At 64.2% G+C, this 18359-nt stretch carries 14 protein-coding genes and 1 tRNA gene; 1 reads left to right on the forward strand and 14 read right to left on the reverse strand.

Annotated elements, in window-relative coordinates:
- Positions 1-334 precede the first annotated feature (334 nt).
- The 8 genes from GHK24_RS11830 to GHK24_RS11865 form a co-directional block, all read right to left on the reverse strand.
- Positions 335-410: transfer RNA gene (locus tag GHK24_RS11830), tRNA-Phe, on the reverse strand.
- Between the two features lie 94 nt (positions 411-504).
- On the reverse strand, positions 505-2028 hold the full coding sequence (locus GHK24_RS11835) for a sensor histidine kinase (protein WP_228384684.1): 1524 nt from the start codon (positions 2026-2028) through the stop codon (positions 505-507).
- Entirely contained in the window at positions 1997-2677 is a 681-nt protein-coding gene (locus GHK24_RS11840) for a response regulator transcription factor (RefSeq protein WP_153473097.1), read from the reverse strand. Before GHK24_RS11840 ends, GHK24_RS11835 begins: the two co-directional genes overlap by 32 nt.
- A gap of 228 nt (positions 2678-2905) precedes the next feature.
- On the reverse strand, positions 2906-4549 hold the full coding sequence (gene groL / locus GHK24_RS11845; protein ID WP_153473098.1) for a chaperonin GroEL: 1644 nt from the start codon (positions 4547-4549) through the stop codon (positions 2906-2908).
- A 40-nt stretch (positions 4550-4589) separates the two neighbouring features.
- The gene (gene groES, locus GHK24_RS11850; RefSeq protein ID WP_153473099.1) at positions 4590-4880 is read right to left on the reverse strand and encodes a co-chaperone GroES; all 291 of its coding nucleotides are present in this window, start codon (positions 4878-4880) and stop codon (positions 4590-4592) included.
- Between the two features lie 228 nt (positions 4881-5108).
- Positions 5109-6773 carry a cation acetate symporter gene (locus GHK24_RS11855; RefSeq protein ID WP_153473158.1) on the reverse strand — a complete coding sequence of 555 codons (1665 nt, stop codon included), beginning with the start codon at positions 6771-6773 and terminating at the stop codon, positions 5109-5111.
- Between the two features lie 20 nt (positions 6774-6793).
- Entirely contained in the window at positions 6794-7108 is a 315-nt protein-coding gene (locus tag GHK24_RS11860) for a DUF485 domain-containing protein (protein WP_153473100.1), read from the reverse strand.
- Between the two features lie 254 nt (positions 7109-7362).
- Entirely contained in the window at positions 7363-9006 is a 1644-nt protein-coding gene (locus GHK24_RS11865) for a methyl-accepting chemotaxis protein (protein WP_153473101.1), read from the reverse strand.
- Between the two features lie 162 nt (positions 9007-9168).
- Here GHK24_RS11865 and dacB point away from each other — a divergent pair, with 162 nt between their 5' ends.
- A complete protein-coding gene (gene dacB / locus GHK24_RS11870; RefSeq protein ID WP_153473102.1) occupies positions 9169-10557 on the forward strand; it encodes a D-alanyl-D-alanine carboxypeptidase/D-alanyl-D-alanine endopeptidase in 1389 nt (462 codons plus the stop codon).
- A 123-nt stretch (positions 10558-10680) separates the two neighbouring features.
- On the opposite strand, the gene ubiD is transcribed toward dacB, so the two are convergent.
- From ubiD to GHK24_RS11900, 6 genes are all read right to left on the reverse strand, one after another.
- A complete protein-coding gene (ubiD, locus tag GHK24_RS11875) occupies positions 10681-12156 on the reverse strand; it encodes a 4-hydroxy-3-polyprenylbenzoate decarboxylase (protein WP_340666181.1) in 1476 nt (491 codons plus the stop codon).
- Positions 12157-13086: a 4-hydroxybenzoate octaprenyltransferase gene (ubiA, locus tag GHK24_RS11880; protein WP_422917824.1), complete on the reverse strand. Its 930-nt coding sequence runs from the start codon at positions 13084-13086 to the stop codon at positions 12157-12159.
- Positions 13087-13179: 93 nt separating this feature from the next.
- Positions 13180-14538 carry an MFS transporter gene (locus GHK24_RS11885; protein ID WP_153473103.1) on the reverse strand — a complete coding sequence of 453 codons (1359 nt, stop codon included), beginning with the start codon at positions 14536-14538 and terminating at the stop codon, positions 13180-13182.
- Between the two features lie 96 nt (positions 14539-14634).
- On the reverse strand, positions 14635-16929 hold the full coding sequence (gene recG, locus GHK24_RS11890) for an ATP-dependent DNA helicase RecG (RefSeq protein ID WP_153473104.1): 2295 nt from the start codon (positions 16927-16929) through the stop codon (positions 14635-14637).
- A complete protein-coding gene (locus GHK24_RS11895; protein WP_153473105.1) occupies positions 16929-17312 on the reverse strand; it encodes a RidA family protein in 384 nt (127 codons plus the stop codon). Before GHK24_RS11895 ends, recG begins: the two co-directional genes overlap by 1 nt.
- Positions 17313-17490: 178 nt before the next feature.
- A complete protein-coding gene (locus GHK24_RS11900) occupies positions 17491-18321 on the reverse strand; it encodes an SPOR domain-containing protein (RefSeq protein WP_153473106.1) in 831 nt (276 codons plus the stop codon).
- Between the last annotated feature and the right edge of the window lie 38 nt (positions 18322-18359).

The raw sequence follows: 18359 nt of genomic DNA on the forward strand, positions 1-18359 counted from the left end.
TCTTTTTGCTCCCGAACTCGCGTCCGGTCACCTCGACAAGCACCCACACCTATCAATTGTCTCGTTTTTAAAGAACTTTGAATTCAAGCACTTGCTTCGAATTCGTTCGCTGCGTCAGCAGCGAAGGAGCGAATTATACAGACACTCTGACTGGCGTCAACACCTTTTTTGAAAATACTCAAAAGCGGCAATTCCACGCCTCCGACCGAGCGATATTCGCCCGCCTCTTACTCTAGGCCGAAGGATGGCGCACCACCCAGCGAGCAGTGCACTCCACACAGCAGCGCGCCCCACACGCAAGAACGGCTTCCATTTTTGGAAGCCGTTCAAATTCTGGTGGCCAGTCGCGGAATCGAACCACGGACACGCGGATTTTCAATCCGCTGCTCTACCAACTGAGCTAACTGGCCAAGAGGGCTCGATTATAACGAGCACTTTTCCGTCCGTCAAAAGAAGTCGTAAAAAAGACGCAACTTTTCGCCATTGCAGGCGGCTCGCCGCCGTTTAGGCGAGGGGCGGACCGCCTTCGGCGGGGGATTGCGGGGCCGAAGGCGCTGGCGATGCCGCCGCTGGCGGATCGACGCGCCAGGTCGGAAACACAACACGCGCGATTGCGCCGGGCGCTGGCGCGGCCCGCCCCGCACGCGGCGCATTGGGGCGCAAGCTGGCGGCGGCACGGTGCAATTCGGCAATCTCGCGGACGATGGCGAGCCCCAAGCCGCTTCCCTCGACGCCGGTGCCATCGACGCGATAGAAGCGATCAAAGACACGGACGGCGTCTTCCTCAGTCAAGCCGATACCGCTGTCTTCCACTTCGAGCACTGCGAAATCGCCCTGGGCGACGATGCGGCATGTCACACAACCGCCTTCGGGCGTGTAGCGCAAGGCGTTATCAATCAGGTTATTAATCAACTCGCGCAATAACAGGGCATTGCCGAGAATGAGCACCTCGTCGTTGGCCGCCTCGTAGCCGAGATCGATGTGCCGGCTCATCGCGCGCGCCACCCAGTCACCGACGACATCGCGCAGCAGCCCATCCGGATCGAGCGGCACCAGCGTCTGCAGAGCGTTCTCGCTCGCCTCGGCTCGCGCCAGCGCCAACAGTTGATCAACAAGATGGGAGGCGCGATCAACACCACTGGCGATCTGCTGCAAAGCGTGCCGCAGATCGTCCGGATCGCGCTCACGCATCGCCAGCTGCGCCTGCATCTTCAGCCCCGTCAGCGGCGTGCGCATCTGATGCGCCGCGTCGGCGACGAAGCGCCGCTGCACATCCATATTGTGTTGCAAGCGGGCGATCATGGCATTGAACGCGTCGGTGAGCGGCTGCAGTTCCTCAGGTACACGGCGCGCGGAAATCGGCGACAGATCGCCCTCGGCCCGCGATTCGATCCGTTCGCGCAGGCGAGTGAGCGGCCGTAGCCCCTGCGAGAGGCCGAACCACACGAGGATGACGGCCAGCGGGATGATGACGAATTGCGGCAGGATGACGCTGGCGATGATCTTGTTGGCGAGCTGCGAGCGCTTGTCCATCGTCTCGCCCACTTCGACCCGCAACCATTTCTCGCGCGGCGCACTGGCCTCGGCGAGATGCAGATAGGCCACACGCAGGTCGCGGCCGTCGGCTTCTGCATCGCGGAAATACACCTCCCCCGCCTCCTCATTCAGCGGCACGGCCAACTCACGCGGCGGCGGCAATTCGCGATCCCCGGCGAGCAAGCGGCCATCCGGATCGAGGACGTGGAAGTAGACACTGTCGATCTCGTCCGCGCGCAGTAGAGCTCGCGCCGGCCCGGGGAAAACCACCCTGGGCCGACCGTTGACGAACTGCACCTGCCGCGCAACGGTGTTGACCTGCTCGCGCAGGGCTTGGTCGTAAGGAAAGCTGGCGACGCTGTAAGCGAAGTAGTGCGTTACGGCGATGCTGATCGGCCAGACGAAGAGCAGTGGCGCCAGCATCCAATCCAGAATCTCGCCAAAGAGCGAGCGCTGCCCTTCAGGGCTTGCGGTCTTCGGCGGGTTTTTCAAGGCAATACCCGAGTCCGCGGACCGTCGCGATACGCACCCCCCCCGACTCCAGCTTCTTGCGCAGGCGGTGTACGTACACCTCAATCGCGTTGTGGCTGACCTCCTCGCCCCAGCCACATAACTGCTCAACGAGCTGGTCCTTGCTGACAAGACGCCCTGCCCGCGCCACCAGCACCTCGAGCAGCCCGATCTCGCGAGCGGAAAGCTCCAGCGGCACGCCGGCCAACTGCGCCGTCCGTCCGGTCTGGTCGAAGCTCAAGGCGCCGCACTGAACCACCGGCGTGGTACCGGAAGAGCGCCGCGTCAACGCCCGCACTCGCGCCTCGAGTTCAACAAGCTCGAACGGCTTGGCCATGTAATCGTCGGCGCCCAGATCGAGTCCGCGCACGCGGTCACTGGTGCCATCAAGCGCCGTCAGGATCAGCACCGGCGTATTGCTGCCACGTGCACGCAAGCGGCGCAACACCTCCAGACCCGACATACGGCCGAGACCGAGGTCGAGGATCACCAGATCGTAGGTATGCGTGAGGAGTGCCGTATCGGCGTCGATACCGTTCAGCGCACAATCAACGGCATAACCCGACTGGCGCAGCGAGCGGCCAAGGCCGTCGGAAATGATCGGATCGTCTTCGGCAAACAGAATCCGCATGGCATCGAGAGAAAGTAGAAGGATCGGCACGCAGCCAAGGACGGCCAAACCTCACTGAGTGAGGAGCCAGCGAGCGCAAACAGCCGACGCAGTGTAACAAAGAGCGCTGCGCCGCGGCCAATGCAAGAACGCAATCCGTCTGGCATGACAGAGGAGCGGCGACCGACCAAAAAAAGACCCCGCTCGGAAGCGGGGTCTTTCGGGATACTGCGCAACGTCAGGCGATGCTTACATGCCCATGTCGCCCATGCCACCCATACCACCCATGCCCGGCATGCCGCCAGCCGGCTTTTCTTCGGCCAGCTCAGCAACCATGGCGTCGGTCGTCAGGATCAGGCCGGCAACCGAAGCGGCGTTTTGCAGCGCCGAACGGGTCACCTTGGCCGGGTCGAGAACGCCCAGCTCAACGAGGTCACCGTAGGTGCCGTTAGCGGCGTTGTAGCCGTAGTTACCCGTGCCTTCGAGCACCTTGTTGATGACCACGGAAGGCTCGTCGCCGGCGTTGGCGACGATCTGGCGCAGCGGCTCTTCGATCGAGCGCAGCACGATCTTGATACCGGCGTCCTGATCGGCGTTGTCGCCCTTCAGATCCTTGATGGCCGAACGAGCACGCAGCAGGGCCACGCCACCGCCCGCAACGATGCCTTCTTCAACGGCAGCGCGCGTGGCGTGCAGCGCGTCTTCGACACGCGCCTTCTTTTCCTTCATCTCGACTTCGGTGGCCGCGCCAACCTTGATCACGGCAACACCGCCGGCCAGCTTGGCGACGCGTTCTTGCAGCTTTTCACGGTCGTAGTCGGAGGTCGCTTCTTCGATCTGCACGCGGATTTGCTTGACGCGTGCTTCGATGGTGGCGGTTTGACCGGCACCGTCGATGATCGTCGTGTTTTCCTTGCCCACTTCGATACGCGCAGCCTGGCCGAGGTCTTGCAGCGTTGCCTTTTCGAGCGTCAGGCCGACTTCCTCGGCGATCACTTGGCCACCGGTCAGGATGGCGATGTCTTCGAGCATGGCCTTGCGACGGTCGCCAAAGCCCGGCGCCTTGACAGCAACGGTCTTCAGGATGCCGCGAATGTTGTTGACGACCAGGGTCGCCAGCGCTTCGCCTTCGACGTCTTCAGCGATGATCAGCAGCGGACGACCAGCCTTGGCGACTTGTTCCAGTACCGGCAGCAGATCGCGGATGTTGGAAATCTTCTTGTCGAAAAGCAGGACGAAAGGCTGATCGAGAACGGCGATCTGCTTTTCCTGATTGTTGATGAAGTAGGGCGACAGGTAGCCGCGGTCGAACTGCATACCTTCGACGACTTCGAGTTCGTTGTTCAGCGACTTGCCGTCTTCAACGGTGATGACGCCTTCCTTGCCGACCTTTTCCATGGCGTTGGCGATGATTTCGCCGATCGCCGAGTCGGAGTTGGCGGAGATCGAGCCGACTTGCGCGATTTCCTTGGAGGTCGTCGTCGGACGGGAGATGTTCTTCACTTCTTCGACGATGGCGCCAACGGCCTTGTCGATGCCGCGCTTCAGGTCGGCCGGGTTGAAACCGGCCGCGACGTACTTGAAGCCTTCACGAACGATGGCCTGCGCCAGCACGGTCGCGGTCGTGGTGCCGTCACCGGCGTTGTCGGAAGTCTTGGAAGCCACTTCCTTGACCAGTTGCGCGCCCATGTTTTCGAACTTGTCCTTCAGTTCGATTTCCTTGGCGACGGAAACGCCGTCCTTGGTCACGGTCGGGGCGCCGAAGGAGCGCTCGAGCACGACATTGCGGCCCTTCGGACCGAGGGTGACCTTGACCGCGTTGGCCAGAATGTTCACGCCGTTGACGATCTTGGCGCGTGCGTCGTCAGCGAAAAGTACTTGTTTTGCAGCCATTCGATATCTCCTGAAACGTTATTCGGTGCGGAAGGAAGCCTTAGGCCTCGATCACGCCCACGATGTCTTCTTCACGCATGACCAGCAGTTCCTGACCGTCAACCTTGACGGTTTGGCCGGCGTACTTGCCGAACAGGACGCGATCACCCACCTTGACGGCCATTTCGCGAACCTTGCCGTCTTCGAGGAGCTTGCCATTACCCACGGCGAGCACTTCGCCTTGATCGGGCTTTTCAGCGGCGGTGTCAGGAATGACGATGCCGGAAGCGGTCTTGCGCTCGTCTTCGAGACGCTTGACGATCACGCGGTCATGCAACGGACGGATTTTCATGCGGTATCTCCTTGGTTTTTTTGGCCTGAGACAGGCTCAAGTCACTACGAATCTCACGGCGCCCGACCCTCGGGTCCGGGCAGCGACGTATTAGCACTCGCGGCTAACGAGTGCTAATAATAGGGTCGCCCTCCACCTATTTCAAGGGCGTGCACAAAAAAAAACGGCCCGGAAGGTTCCGGGCCGCGCCACGTTACCGCCCCTCGCGGGCGGTCTGTGGGTTGAGACTTAGTGCGAGGCCGACGTCACGGCACCGATGCCGGTTTCGGAACGCACCTGCTGCGCCGGGAAGGCCGCGCGTTCTTTTTCCGCCTGCTTGCTGCGGTCGAGCACCGATACCAGCCAGATGGTGAAGAAAGCAGCGGACATCGAGAACAGTGCCGGCGACGAGTACGGGAACAGCGCCGTACCCTTGTCGTGATGCAGCACCGCCTCCCACACCGACGGCGAGACTATCGTCAGCGCGACGGAGAGGAAGAGCCCGACCGAACCGCCAGCGACCGCGCCACGCGTCGTGCAGTTCTTCCACAGCACCGACATGAACAGCACCGGGAAGTTGGCCGAACAAGCGATGGCGAAGGCCAGCATCACCATGTAGGCAACGTTTTCCTTCTCGAAGGCGATACCGAGGAAAACGGCGAGGATGCCGAGGCACACCGTCGTGATCTTCGACACACGCAGCTCCGACGCGGAATCGGCCTGCCCCTTCTTGAACACCGTCGCATAGAGGTCGTGCGAAACGGCGGTCGCCCCGGAGAGCGTCAGCCCGGCCACGACGGCGAGGATGGTCGCGAAGGCCACGGCCGAGATGAAGCCGAGGAAGGCGTTGCCACCGATGGCGTTGGCCAGATGCACCGCCGCCATGTTGCCGCCGCCCTTCAAGCCCTTGGCGATGTCGCCATCGACGTAGTAGGCCCCCGGATCCTGCGTAAGCAGCACGATCGCGCCGAAGCCGATGATGAAGGTCAGGATATAGAAGTAGCCGATCCAGGTCGTCGCCCACCCCACCGACTTGCGTGCTTCCTTGGCGCTCGGCACGGTGAAGAAGCGCATCAGGATGTGCGGCAGCCCCGCCGTACCGAACATCAGTGCCAGACCGACCGAGATGGCCGAAATCGGATCCTTGATCAGCCCGCCCGGCGCCATGATCAGGTCGTGCTTGGCGTGCACCTCGACGGCCTTGGCGAAGAGCTTCTCCGGATTGAAATCGAACTGCCAGAGCACGGCGATGGCCATGAAGGACGCGCCGGTGAGAAGCATACAGGCCTTGATGATCTGCACCCAGGTGGTAGCCGTCATGCCACCGAACAGCACGTAGAGCATCATCAGCACGCCGACGATGATCACCGCGTACTGATACTCCAGACCGAACAGCACCTTGATCAACTGACCGGCACCGACCATCTGCGCGATCATGTAGAAGGCGACGACGACCAGTGAACCGGTAGCCGCGAAGGTACGGATCGGCGTCTGGGCAAAGCGGTAGGCAGCGACGTCGGCGAAGGTAAACTTGCCGAGATTGCGCAGACGCTCCGCCATCAGGAAGGTCAGCACGGGCCAGCCGACCAGCCAGCCGATCGAGAAGATCAGGCCGTCGAAGCCGTTGGCGAAGACCAGTCCCGAAATCCCGAGGAAGGACGCCGCCGACATGAAGTCGCCGGCAATCGCCAGGCCGTTCTGGAAGCCGGTGATGCCACCACCCGCCGTATAAAAATCCGCCGCCGACTTGGTCTTGCCCGCCGCCCACTTGGTAATCCAGAGCGTCAGGGCGACAAAGGCGGTGAACATGCCGATGGCGACCCAGTTGGTCGCCTGCTTGGTGGTCTGGCCGAGATCCGCCCCGGCACCGAAGGCGACGCCCACGGCTAGCAGGCCGGTAAGCAGAACGAGCATTTGCCGCAGAAGAGGGTGGCTCATTTGTTGGCCTCCTCGCGGACGATGGCGTCATTCAGCGCGTCGAACTCGGTATTGGCACGGCGCACGTAGATGTTGGTGAGGATCACCGTCAGCACGATCACGCCGACGCCCATCGGAATCCCGATCGACGTCACCATCCCCTCGCCCAGCTTCTGCGCCAGCAATTCCTTGTCGAAGGCGATCAGCAGGATGTAGCCGTAGTAAATCACCATCACCAGCAATGCCATGATGATGCTGAACGACGCGCGAGTACTTTTGAGTTGTTGATACTTTGGATTGGCGACTATGCGCGCCACGATATCGTCTTTCATGTCTCCCTCCTCACGAGTGAACTACCGGACCGCCAGATGGACCGATTGCCAGAAAGAGAATAGAAGCCGCGCCTTACTTCCCGCTTACGATTTACGCGTGGCGAAAAACTTTTTTCAATGCATAACTTCCCTGCCAAACCTCTATGTCGCAGAAGGGGCGCCTGCGCGCCCCTTGCCAGATCATCACCACGCCCAGCTGGCGATGGCTGACGAAACGCCGGACCGGCAGCGATACCCCGGCCCGGCGCAACTCATCAACAGCGGAAGCGGTTGATCTGCGCGTGCAACTCACCGGCAATACGATCCAGCTCGGCGGCGGTATCCGCCGTCGACTGCGTCGCCGCGCTGGTTTCCTCGACCATCTGGGCGATTTCTTCCACGCGCTGGGCGATGCTGGTGCTGGCGATGCTCTGCTCGCGCGTCGCGCCGGCCACATCACGAATATGGCCCAGCGACTTGTCGGCACCATCGCGAATCTTGCGCAGTGCGTCGGCGGCGCCTTCCACGGACTGCACGCCTTCTGCCACTTCTGGCAGAGCCGCATCCATGACCTGCGCCGCGCTCCCGGTTTCCGACTGTACGGCGGCAATCATCGTTTCGATTTCGATCGTTGCCGCCGAAGTGCGTTCCGCCAGCTTCCTCACCTCGTCGGCAACGACGGCGAAGCCACGGCCCTGCTCGCCCGCCCGCGCCGCCTCAATGGCCGCGTTGAGCGCCAGCAGGTTGGTCTGCCCGGCGATGCCCTTGATGACCGCCGCAATCGAAGAAATTTCACCCGCGTGCGCTTCAAGGCTGCGAATCCGCGCCGACGCGTCAGTGACCGTGGCGGCGATGCGATTGATCTGCGCCGTCGCCGCCTGTGCCCGTTCGCCTCCTTCGTCGGCCAGACGCAAGGACTCGGTGGCGTCGAGCTCGGTATCGGCCGCGCTATCGGAAATATGCGTCACGCTGACGGTCATCTGCTCGATGGCCGCCGCCATCGACGAGGTCGCGTCGGTCTGGTGCTGCGACGCCACCGCCACCTCGCGTGCCGCCGTGACGATACGCTCGGCGTTTTTCGTCACCTGCGTCGCGCCGTTGCCAATCTCCAGCAACATCGAGCGCATCGCCGACAGCATCTCGCCAAACGAGCCGAGCATGCTGCCCTTCGGTGCGCCGGCGACGGACACCGTCAGATCGCCGGACGCGGCTCGTGCCATCAAGGCAATCGCCTCGTTAGGCTCGCCGCCCACCTGACGCAAAACACCGCGCGCAATAACGAAACCGATCAGCGCCACGAGCGCCAGCAGCACGCCGGCCACGCCCAGATCACGCACCAGACGCTGCATGAACTGCGCAGCAATATCATCCACATAGACGCCGGAGCCGATGGCCCACTTCCACGGCGTAAACGCCTTGGTGAACTGGATCTTGTCGACCGGCTCGGTCTGCCCCGGGCGCGGGAAAGCGCTGTCGACATAGCTGCCGCCTGCGTCGCCCGTCTGCGCGGCGGCGATGATGTCGCGCAAGGTGTAGCGACCCTTGCCGTCCTTTACCTCCTCGGTCACGTTACGGCCGAGGAACTTGGGATTGACGTGCGCAACCGTCGTCCCGTCAAAGGAGAAGATATAGACGTAATCGGTCTTGCCTTCGGGACCGCCGTACCGACTATCGCCGATGGTCGCTGCGGCGGCCTTTTGCGCTTCTTCGCGGGTCATCCGACCAGCGGTTTCTTCGGCGTAATAGTGCGCTGCGACATTCGTCGCTGCTTCGACGACGGCACGAATCTCCAAACGTCTCGCGTCTTCGAGGTCCTTCCGCGTTTCAATCGCAGACAGGGCGATAATGGCCGCCATTCCAGAAAGCGCCGCCAATATCAGCAGCACGATCTTCGCCTTCAGCGACATTCTTTCGAGCATTGCAGACCTCCGTCGTTTTAGTTATCGCATCCATGAATCGCAGTGCTCATCGCTGACCTCCCAAGGCAGCGAAGCGATTTCCCCAGCATCCTACCAATATTTTGCACAGATCAAGATTCGGCGAAAAAATTGATTGCAGGAAACCTTCCTATGATTGCCGTCATGAAACTGCTACTCCCCTTCTTCGCGCTCCTGTTGGCCACTTTTCCCGTACTGGCGGAAGAGCTGCCGACGGCGATGCGTGCGGCGCTGCGCGATGCCGGCATCCCCCTGCAAAGCGTCTCCGTCGTGGTTCAGGCCGTCGATGCGCCGCAGCCTGTGCTGGCACTAAACCCGTCACTCGCCATGAACCCGGCGTCGACGATGAAGCTGGTCACCACCTACGCCGGCCTTGAATTGCTCGGCCCCGCATTTACATGGACCACCGAAGCCCTCACGGATATCCCCATACGTAACGGCCGCCTCGCGGGAAATCTTTATCTGCGCGGCAGCGGCGATCCGAAACTCTCGCTGGAAGCCTTCTGGCTGCTGCTGCGGCAACTGCGCGCCCGTGGCCTCACGGAGATCGCCGGCGACCTCATTGTCGACCGCAGCGCCTTCGCTCTCCCCGCGCACGACCCGGCGGCGTTCGATAACGAACCCCTGCGCCCGTACAACGCCGGCCCGGACGCCCTTCTCCTCAACCTCAACAGCATTCATCTGACGCTGCAAGCCAATAGCGAGGCACGCCGGGTCACGCTCATCAACGAAACGCCGGGCGACGGCGTGCGTCTCATCAATCGTCTGCGCCTGAGCGAGGAAGCCTGCGGCGACTGGCGCGAAAAGCTGGCAATCGCCGTGAGTGGCGACACCCTCACGCTGACGGGCGTATTCCCGGCGGGTTGCGGCGAGAAGGCGCTGAACCTCTCGCCGTGGGCGCCCGACGTACAGGTGGAGCGGCTTTTCCGCACGCTCTGGCAGGAGATGGGAGGCACCTGGCGCGGCCGCCTGCGGACGGGCCTGACGCCCGCCGGCGCGCAACGCCTCGCCACAGAGGAATCGCCACCGCTCGCCGACGTCGTGCGCGACGTCAACAAGTACAGCAACAACGTCATGGCGCGGCAGATATTCCTGACACTCGCCAGCGAACGCCCGGCGACTCCCGCGGCGGCCCGCCAGCGAGTCGGCAACTGGCTCGCCGACAAGGGCGTCGATACGTCGGGGCTCATCCTCGACAACGGCTCGGGACTCTCCCGCAGCGAACGGGTAAGCGCCACGACGCTCGCCCAGCTATTGCAGGCGGCCTGGCAAAGCCCGGTGATGCCGGAGTTGATGGCCTCGCTACCGCTGGCGGGCGTCGACGGCACGCTTAAACGCCGTCTCGGCGACAGCCCGGCGACGGGGCGCGCGCATCTGAAAACCGGCTATCTCGACGGCGTTCGCGCCATCGCCGGCTACGTCCTCGACCGTTCCGGGCGGCGCTGGATCACGGTCTGCCTGATCAACGATCCGCAGGCGCGGCAAGGCAAACCGGCAATCGACGCACTATTGGGCTGGGTCGCCGCGCAGTAAGGCCGGTGTGGGTCGAGACCGTCCGGGATCAAGCGCGGAGAGCCGCCTGGAGACGCACCGTGGAGGTCTGGGCGACAGGGCGGCCCCCACGTCCGCCGCCCCAGCCTCAGGCAGTAGCGGCGACTACAGCCCCAAGTCCTGCCACATGGCGTCGACGCGCGCCTTGACGGCTGCGTCCATGACAATCGGCGTTCCCCATTCCCGCTGCGTCTCGCCCGGCCACTTGTTGGTCGCGTCGAGTCCCATCTTGCTGCCCAGACCGGCAACAGGGCTGGCGAAATCGAGATAATCGATCGGCGTGTTTTCGGCGATCAGCGTGTCGCGCGCGGCGTCGACGCGCGTCGTCATCGCCCAGATAACTTCTTTCCAGTCGCGGATGTTCACATCGTCATCGACGACGATGATGAACTTGGTGTACATGAACTGGCGCAGGAAACTCCAGATGCCGAACATCACGCGCTTGGCGTGACCGGGGTACTGCTTGCGGATGCTGACGACCGCCAGACGATACGAGCAGCCTTCGGGCGGCAGATAGAAGTCGACGATCTCGGTGAACTGCTTCTGCAAGAGCGGCACGAAGACTTCATTCAGCGCCACGCCAAGCATCGCCGGCTCGTCGGGCGGCTTGCCGGTATAGGTGCTGTGATAGATCGGCTGGCGGCGTTGGGTAATGCGGTCGATGGTGAACACCGGGAACGACGCCTGCTCGTTGTAGTAGCCGGTGTGATCGCCATACGGCCCTTCAATTGCCGTTTCCGCAGGATCGATATGGCCTTCGAGTACGATCTCGGCCGAGGCTGGCACCTGCAGGTCGGAGCCGATGCACTTCACCAGCTCGGTCTTGGCGCCACGCAAAAGGCCGGCGAACTGGTATTCGGAGAGGGAATCGGGCACCGGCGTGACGGCACCGAGAATCGTCGCCGGATCGGCGCCCAGCGCCACCGCCACCGGGAAAGGCTTGCCGGGGAATTTTTCGCAGTGATCGCGAAAGTCGAGCGCACCGCCGCGATGTGCCAGCCAGCGCATGATGAGCTTGTTCGGGCCGATCACCTGCTGACGGTAGATGCCAAGGTTCTGCCGCGTCTTGTGCGGCCCGCGCGTCACCGTCAGCCCCCAGGTGATCAGCGGCGCCACATCGCCCGGCCAGCAGTGCTGAATCGGCAGACGCGACAGATCGACGTCGGCCCCCTCGCGCACGACTTCCTGACAGGGCGCCGACGAAACGATTTTCGGCGACATGGTGAGTACCTGCTTCAGCACCGGCAGCTTTTCCCAAGCGTCCTTCAAGCCCTTGGGCGGCTCGGGTTCCTTGAGGTAGGCGAGCAGTTTGCCGACCTCCCGCAGCGCGGCGACCGAATCCTCGCCCATGCCCAGCGCAACGCGTCGCGGCGTGCCGAACAGATTCGCCAGCACCGGGATATCCACGGCCACACCGCCGGTCGTCGGCCGCTCAAAAAGGATCGCCGGCCCGCCCGCCCGCAGCACGCGGTCGCAGATCTCGGTCATTTCCAGCCGGGTGTCGACGGCGGCACTGACACGCTTCAGCTCGCCGATTTTCTCCAGCTGCGCCATGAAATCGCGCAGATCGTGATAGTTCACTCAGAAACCTCGGTCGGAAAAAAACAGGTCGAGCGCGATGCCCGCGAATATCGCCGCACCGAGCCAGTTGTTGTGCATGAACGCCTTGAAACAGGGCGGGCCCGCACGGTCACGAATCAGGGTCCAGTGATAAACCGCCATGCCGGCGGCGACGGCGAGCCCCGCATAAAAGAACGCGCCGAGGTGCTCGCCATAGCCCACCCAGCCAATCAACCCGAAAGTGACGGCGTAGCAGAACATGACGGCGGCGACATCGTAGCGGCCGAAGGTGATGGCCGAAGTCTTGATGCCGATTTTCAGATCGTCGGGGCGGTCGACCATCGCGTATTCAGTATCGTAAGCGACCGCCCAGAAAATATTGGCGAGCAAGAGCCACCAGGCTTCGGCCGGCACGCTGTTGATCTGCGCGGCGTAGGCCATGGGGATGCCAAAGCCGAAGGCAATGCCGAGATACGCCTGCGGGATGGCGAAAAAGCGCTTGGTAAACGGATAGCTCGCGGCAAGAAAGAGCGCCGCGAAGGAGAGCTCGATCACCAGCCAATTCTGCAACGGCAGGATCAGCACGAAGGAGACGATCACCAGCGCGACAAACAGCGCCAGCGTTTCTTTCGTCGTCACCTTACCGGCAGCCAGCGGACGCTGGCGGGTGCGGGCGACGTGCGGATCGAAGTCACGGTCGGCGAAGTCGTTGATCACACAGCCGGCGGAGCGCATGAGGAAGGTGCCGAGCGAAAAAATTCCGACAACCAGCCAGTCGGGATGGCCATGCGAGGACAACCAGAGCGCCCAGAACGTCGGCCACAACAGCAGCAAAGTGCCGATGGGCTTATCGAGCCGCATCAGCTTGCTGTAGTGGTCCGCGCGCTCGCGCAGACTTGGCGGCGGCGGCGAGCCGGGAAGGGGGTTGGAGAGAGGCGTCATGGCCGGCATTTTAGCCGCCCGCGCGCGCTTTGCGTCGGCAGCCGTCAGCCCGGCGCACAGGCGGACAGACGCCTCCCTCCGGCAGCGACGGACGCGGGCGGATCACCGACGCGCCCAACAGTCGCGCACACGGCGAAGGTATTCCGGCGCACGGACGAAGAAGCCCAGTGCCGCCAGCGCATTCGCCAGCGCGGCCAGGGCAAAGAGCTGCGGCAGCCCAACGCCCGCCGCGAGCAGTGCGGCAGCGCCGAGGGCGCCGGCAACCATGAACAGCGCGTTGAAAATGTTATTGGCGGCGACGATGCGCGCACGGTGCGCCGGGTCGCTCGCCACTTGCATGACGACGTACAAGGGCACGATGAAAAGCCCGCCAAACACGCCGAGCGCCAAGAGATCGAACATCGTCCGGCCAATGCCCGTGTGCGTCAGCCCCGCGGGAGACAGCAATTCGCCGACCGACACGGGCGCTGCGGCAATCGGGTTTGGCGTCGGCGCCGCCATCGGCGCGGCGAACTGAAAGCCGGGAAGCGACAGCGCCAGATCGAGGCCGAAGAGCGTGAGACCGAGCGCGCCCAGCGGCACCAGCGCCAGCTCAAGCTGGCGCCGCGAATAGCGTTCGCAAAGGAAGGAGCCGGTGCCGATACCGGCGGTGAAGATCGCCAACAGCAGCGTGACGACACCCTCGTCGCCACCCAGCACGTTTTTCGCCAGCGCCGGCATCTGCGCGAGGAACAGGGCGCCGTAGAGCCAGAACCAGGAAATACCAAGGATGGCGAGAAACACCCGCCGCTCCTGCCGGGCAAAACCAATGTTGCGCCAGGTCTCGCTGAAGGGATTAGGGTTGAAGCGCAGACTGGGCGCTGGCGCCGGCGCGGCGGGAATGCCCCGGCTGCACAGATAGCCGAGCGCCGCAATCGCCCCGCCCGCGACAGCGATCCAGAGCGGCGCGACATCGGCTGCGGCGATCAGCCCGCCCGCCAGCGTTCCGAGCAGGATGGCGACGAAGGTTCCCGCCTCGACGAGGGCGTTGCCGACGACCAACTCGTCGGCGGCGAGGTGTTGCGGCATGAGCGCGTATTTCACCGGCCCGAACAGCGTCGAATGCAGGCCGAGCAGAAACAGCGCCGCAAACAGCACCGGCAAGCTGTGCCAAAAGAAACCGACGCCGGCGACCAGCATGATCGCCATCTCCAGCCCTTTAACCGCGCGCGCGAGCATCGCCTTGTCGAACTTGTCGGCCAGCTGGCCAGCGCTGGCAGAAAAGAGGAAGAACGGCAGGATGAAAACGCCGCCTGCCAGATTGGCAAGGATGCCGGCATCGAGCGTCGTCCACTGCGCGGCGCGGAAGGTGAGCACGACCACCAGCGCATTCTTGAAGACGTTGTCGTTGAAGGCACCGAGAAACTGCGTCGCAAAGAAGGGAGCAAAGCGACGCGTCGACAGCAGTGAAAGGACGCTCATGCGCGCGCCCTCACCGCAGCATTCGTGGCGCCGTGCGTCGCACCATGGATAGCGCGCGCGGCAAAACCTTTCAGGCAGGTTGCAGGCGTCATCGTCTCAGGCTTTCAGCAGTTCTTCGCGCCAACCGATCCAGCGCGCCAGATGGCGCTCCGCTGCCGCCCGTCCCGCCTCGGACGATAGCAGGCGCGTCGCCGCGTCGCGGGCGAGTTCGATCAGCTCAGTGTCGGTTTCGAGATCGGCATAGCGCAGCAGCGGTGTTCCCGACTGACGGCTGCCGACAAATTCGCCGGGGCCGCGCAAGTGCAGATCCTGACGGGCAATCTCGAAGCCATCGGTGCATTCGTGCATGACCCGCAGACGCTCGCGCGCCGTCGGCGACAGCGGCCCCTGATAGAGAAGGACGCACGCCGACTCCGCTGCGCCACGTCCGACGCGGCCGCGTAGCTGGTGCAGTTGCGACAGGCCGAAGCGTTCGGCGTGTTCGATCACCATCAAACTGGCATTCGGCACGTCGACGCCAACCTCGATCACCGTCGTCGCCACCAACACGTGGATATCGCCGGCGGCAAAAGCCGCCATCGTCGCCGCCTTCTCGGCGGCTTTCATGCGCCCGTGCACCAGACCGACCGTCAGCCCGCCCAACTCCGCGACGAGCGTCGCGTGCGTGTCGATGGCGGTCTGCAACTGGAGCTTTTCCGACTCCTCGATCAGCGGACAGACCCAGTACGCCTGCCGCCCGCCCGCCACGGCACCGCGCAGGCGCGCGATCACCTCGTCGCGCCGCGCATCGCTCACGAGGCGGGTCTTGATCGGCGTGCGCCCCGGCGGCAGCTCGTCGAGCGTCGACACGTCCAGATCGGCGTAATAGCTCATCGCCAGCGTGCGCGGAATCGGCGTCGCCGACATCATCAGCTGGTGCGGCGTGCCGCCCTTGCGCCGCAGTTCGAGGCGCTGGGCGACACCGAAGCGGTGCTGCTCGTCAACGATGGCAAGGCCAAGCCGCACGAAATCGACATCCTCCTGAATCAGGGCATGCGTACCGATCACCAGTTGTGCGCCCGCCGCTGCCTGCGCCTGCATGGCGCGCTTCTGCGATTTTTTCAGGCTGCCGGTGAGCCAGACGACGGAGACGCCAAGCGGCGAGAGCCAGGCCGTGAGCTTGAGATAGTGCTGCTCGGCGAGAATTTCCGTCGGCGCCATGAAGGCCGTCTGATAGCCCGCCTCGATGGCCTGACACGCCGCCAGCGCCGCGACAATGGTTTTGCCGCTGCCGACATCGCCCTGCAACAGGCGCTGCATCGGCCAGGGCTGCGCCAGATCGGCACGAATTTCCTCCACCACCCGGCGCTGCGCGCCGGTCAGCGGGAATGGCAGACTCGCCAGCAAGGCCTGCGCCAGCGCACCGGCCGGCGCCAGCACCGGCGCCCCCTGACGGCGCCGGGCACGGCTCGCCCGCTGCAAGGAAAGCTGCTGCGCCAGCAATTCGTCGAACTTGATGCGCTGCCATGCCGGATGATCGCGCGAGTGCAAGGCCGCCTCCGGCGCAGCGGGCGGCGGCGCATGCAGGTAGCGCACGGCATCGGCGAAAGTCCAAAGGGCTGGCATGGGCGCGCCCGCCCCGGTCACCTCTGTTCGCCCGGCCACGCTTCCCCCACCTTCGGCGACCAGCGCACCGGGCGCAAACAGCTCGTCGAGCGACACCTGCTTCAATGCCCCCGACACCAGACGCCGCAAGACGGCTTGCGAAACACCCGCCGTGGCCGGATAGACCGGCGTCAGCGCGGCGGGTAGCGGCGCGTCGGCGTCGACGGCGACGCAGCGCGGATGCACCATTTCCGCCCCAAGAAAGCCGTGCCGCAACTCGCCGAAGACACGCAGGCGACGACCCGCGTCGCGGACGTTTTCCAGACTGCGCGTCTGGCTGCCGTAAAAGTTCAGGAAGCGCAGCGTCAGCGTGCCCGTCGCATCGGCGGTGCGTGCCAGCAACTGCCGGCGCGGACGATACTGCACGCTGACGTCGAGCACCTCGACCTCAAGCTGGACGCTAACGCCGGGAGCCGCCTCGGCAATCGTCGATAGCGACGTCTCGTCTTCGTAGCGCAAGGGCAGGTGCAGCACGAGATCATCCTGCCGGCGCAAGCCCAGACTGAGCAATCGGCCGCGCAGCGCCGGCGACACCGCCAGCATCTCGGCGTCGGGGGGAATCGCTACCGTCGACGCCTTTTGGGCGGAAGAAGCGCTTTTCTCCCTGGCGCCAGCGCGCGACGCTGCGGCACGTGGGCTGGCGCGAGGCACATCCGACAGCGCCGTGCGTGCTGCCGGCGCGGCCTCCTTCGTCGTGCGCGAAGCGGTGCTCGCGCGGCGCGGCGAAGGTTTTACCGCTGACGACATCAGCCGCCGAGCACCATCACGCCATCGGCTTCGACGCGGGCACCGCGCGGCAGCGCCGCCACGCCCACCGCCGCCCGCGCCGGGAACGGCGCGCTGAAATGACGCGCCATCGCTTCATTCACCTTGCCGAAATCGTTGAGGTCGACGAGGTAGACGTTGAGTTTGACGATATCCGCCAAGCTGCCGCCGGCCGCCAGAGCGACGGCTTTGAGGTTGGCAAACACGCGCTCGATCTGCGTCTCGACATCATCCGCAAGGATCATCGTCTGCGGGTCGAAGCCGATCTGGCCGGAAAGATAGACGGTATCGCCGACACGGATCGCCTGCGAATAGGTGCCGATGGCGGCGGGAGCGTCAGGCGTGGAAATGATCGTTTTAGCCATGATGTTCATCCTCGAAAAAAGGCGGTAGCCGGAAGAGGTTGGAGGTTAGCCTTCGGACGGTTTGAAGAACGCAAAAAGCGCGCGCTCTCGGGGGGGCCGCTCCTGCCACCGTACCGGCACGCAGTGGCGGGTGGCGATGCGGCGGAGGTTTCGCCGCGCCGCCGCTTCGGTAGTGCGCTCAGTGACGCGAAGAGGCTTTCGGCGGCGACAGCAGCACCGAGTCGATACCCAGCGCCTCGAGTTTCGCGCGCGCCGCCTTCGCCTCGGCACGCGAGCGGAAGGGCCCGGCCTGCACCCGCGCCTCGATGGTCGATGGAATGCCGTTCAGGGTCAGCATGGCATGCATTTCTTCCGCCCGCCGCACATCGGAGAAAACCCCGGTCTGCAAGGCAAAGCCACTCAGCAAACGCGGTGTCGTGTTCGGCAGCGCCGGCGCGGCAGCGGGAGCCGCCGGGGGGGCCGCTGCCGCGGCAGAGGCCGGCGCTGGCGCAGCAGCGGGGCGCGCCGCCGGCGGATTGGCGGCAGCGGGCGCTGGCGCCGTGCTGACGACGGGCGGCGATGCCTTGGGGCTTTTGTCCGCCGATGCATTGTGTGCGGGAGCCGCGGCACGCGACGGCGATGGCTGGGCGGCAACTTCCGGGCGCGCCGGAGCTTCTGCCGCAGTGGCGGCCGGCGTCGCCGGACGCGTCGGCGCGGCGCTGGATTCGGCGACCGGCGCCTTGTCGATCGGCTTGGTCGGCGTTTCGGCACTTGGCGCGCCGCTGGCCGCCTGCGTCACCGGCTGCGTGGCTGTCTGGGCAGGCGCCGGCGTCGGCTTTGCCGTGGGCACCGGCGCGGTGAAGCGCGGCGACTCTTCTTCGTCGTCCGGCGTATTCAGGCGGTCGAACATGGCGAGCACGGCAAGCAGGACGACAATCATGAGTCCGGCGACGCCCATTCGCCAGGCGAGCTTGCGCTTGAGTTCGGGGGCTTCGACCTTGGCGGGGCTGGCAGCGGCTTTTTCAGCCATGCACGACTCCTTGGTGGTGTTTGTTCATGTCGTCCTCC

Source organism: Rhodocyclus gracilis (assembly GCF_009617575.1).
In the GTDB taxonomy this organism is placed as follows: Bacteria; Pseudomonadota; Gammaproteobacteria; order Burkholderiales; family Rhodocyclaceae; genus Rhodocyclus; species Rhodocyclus gracilis.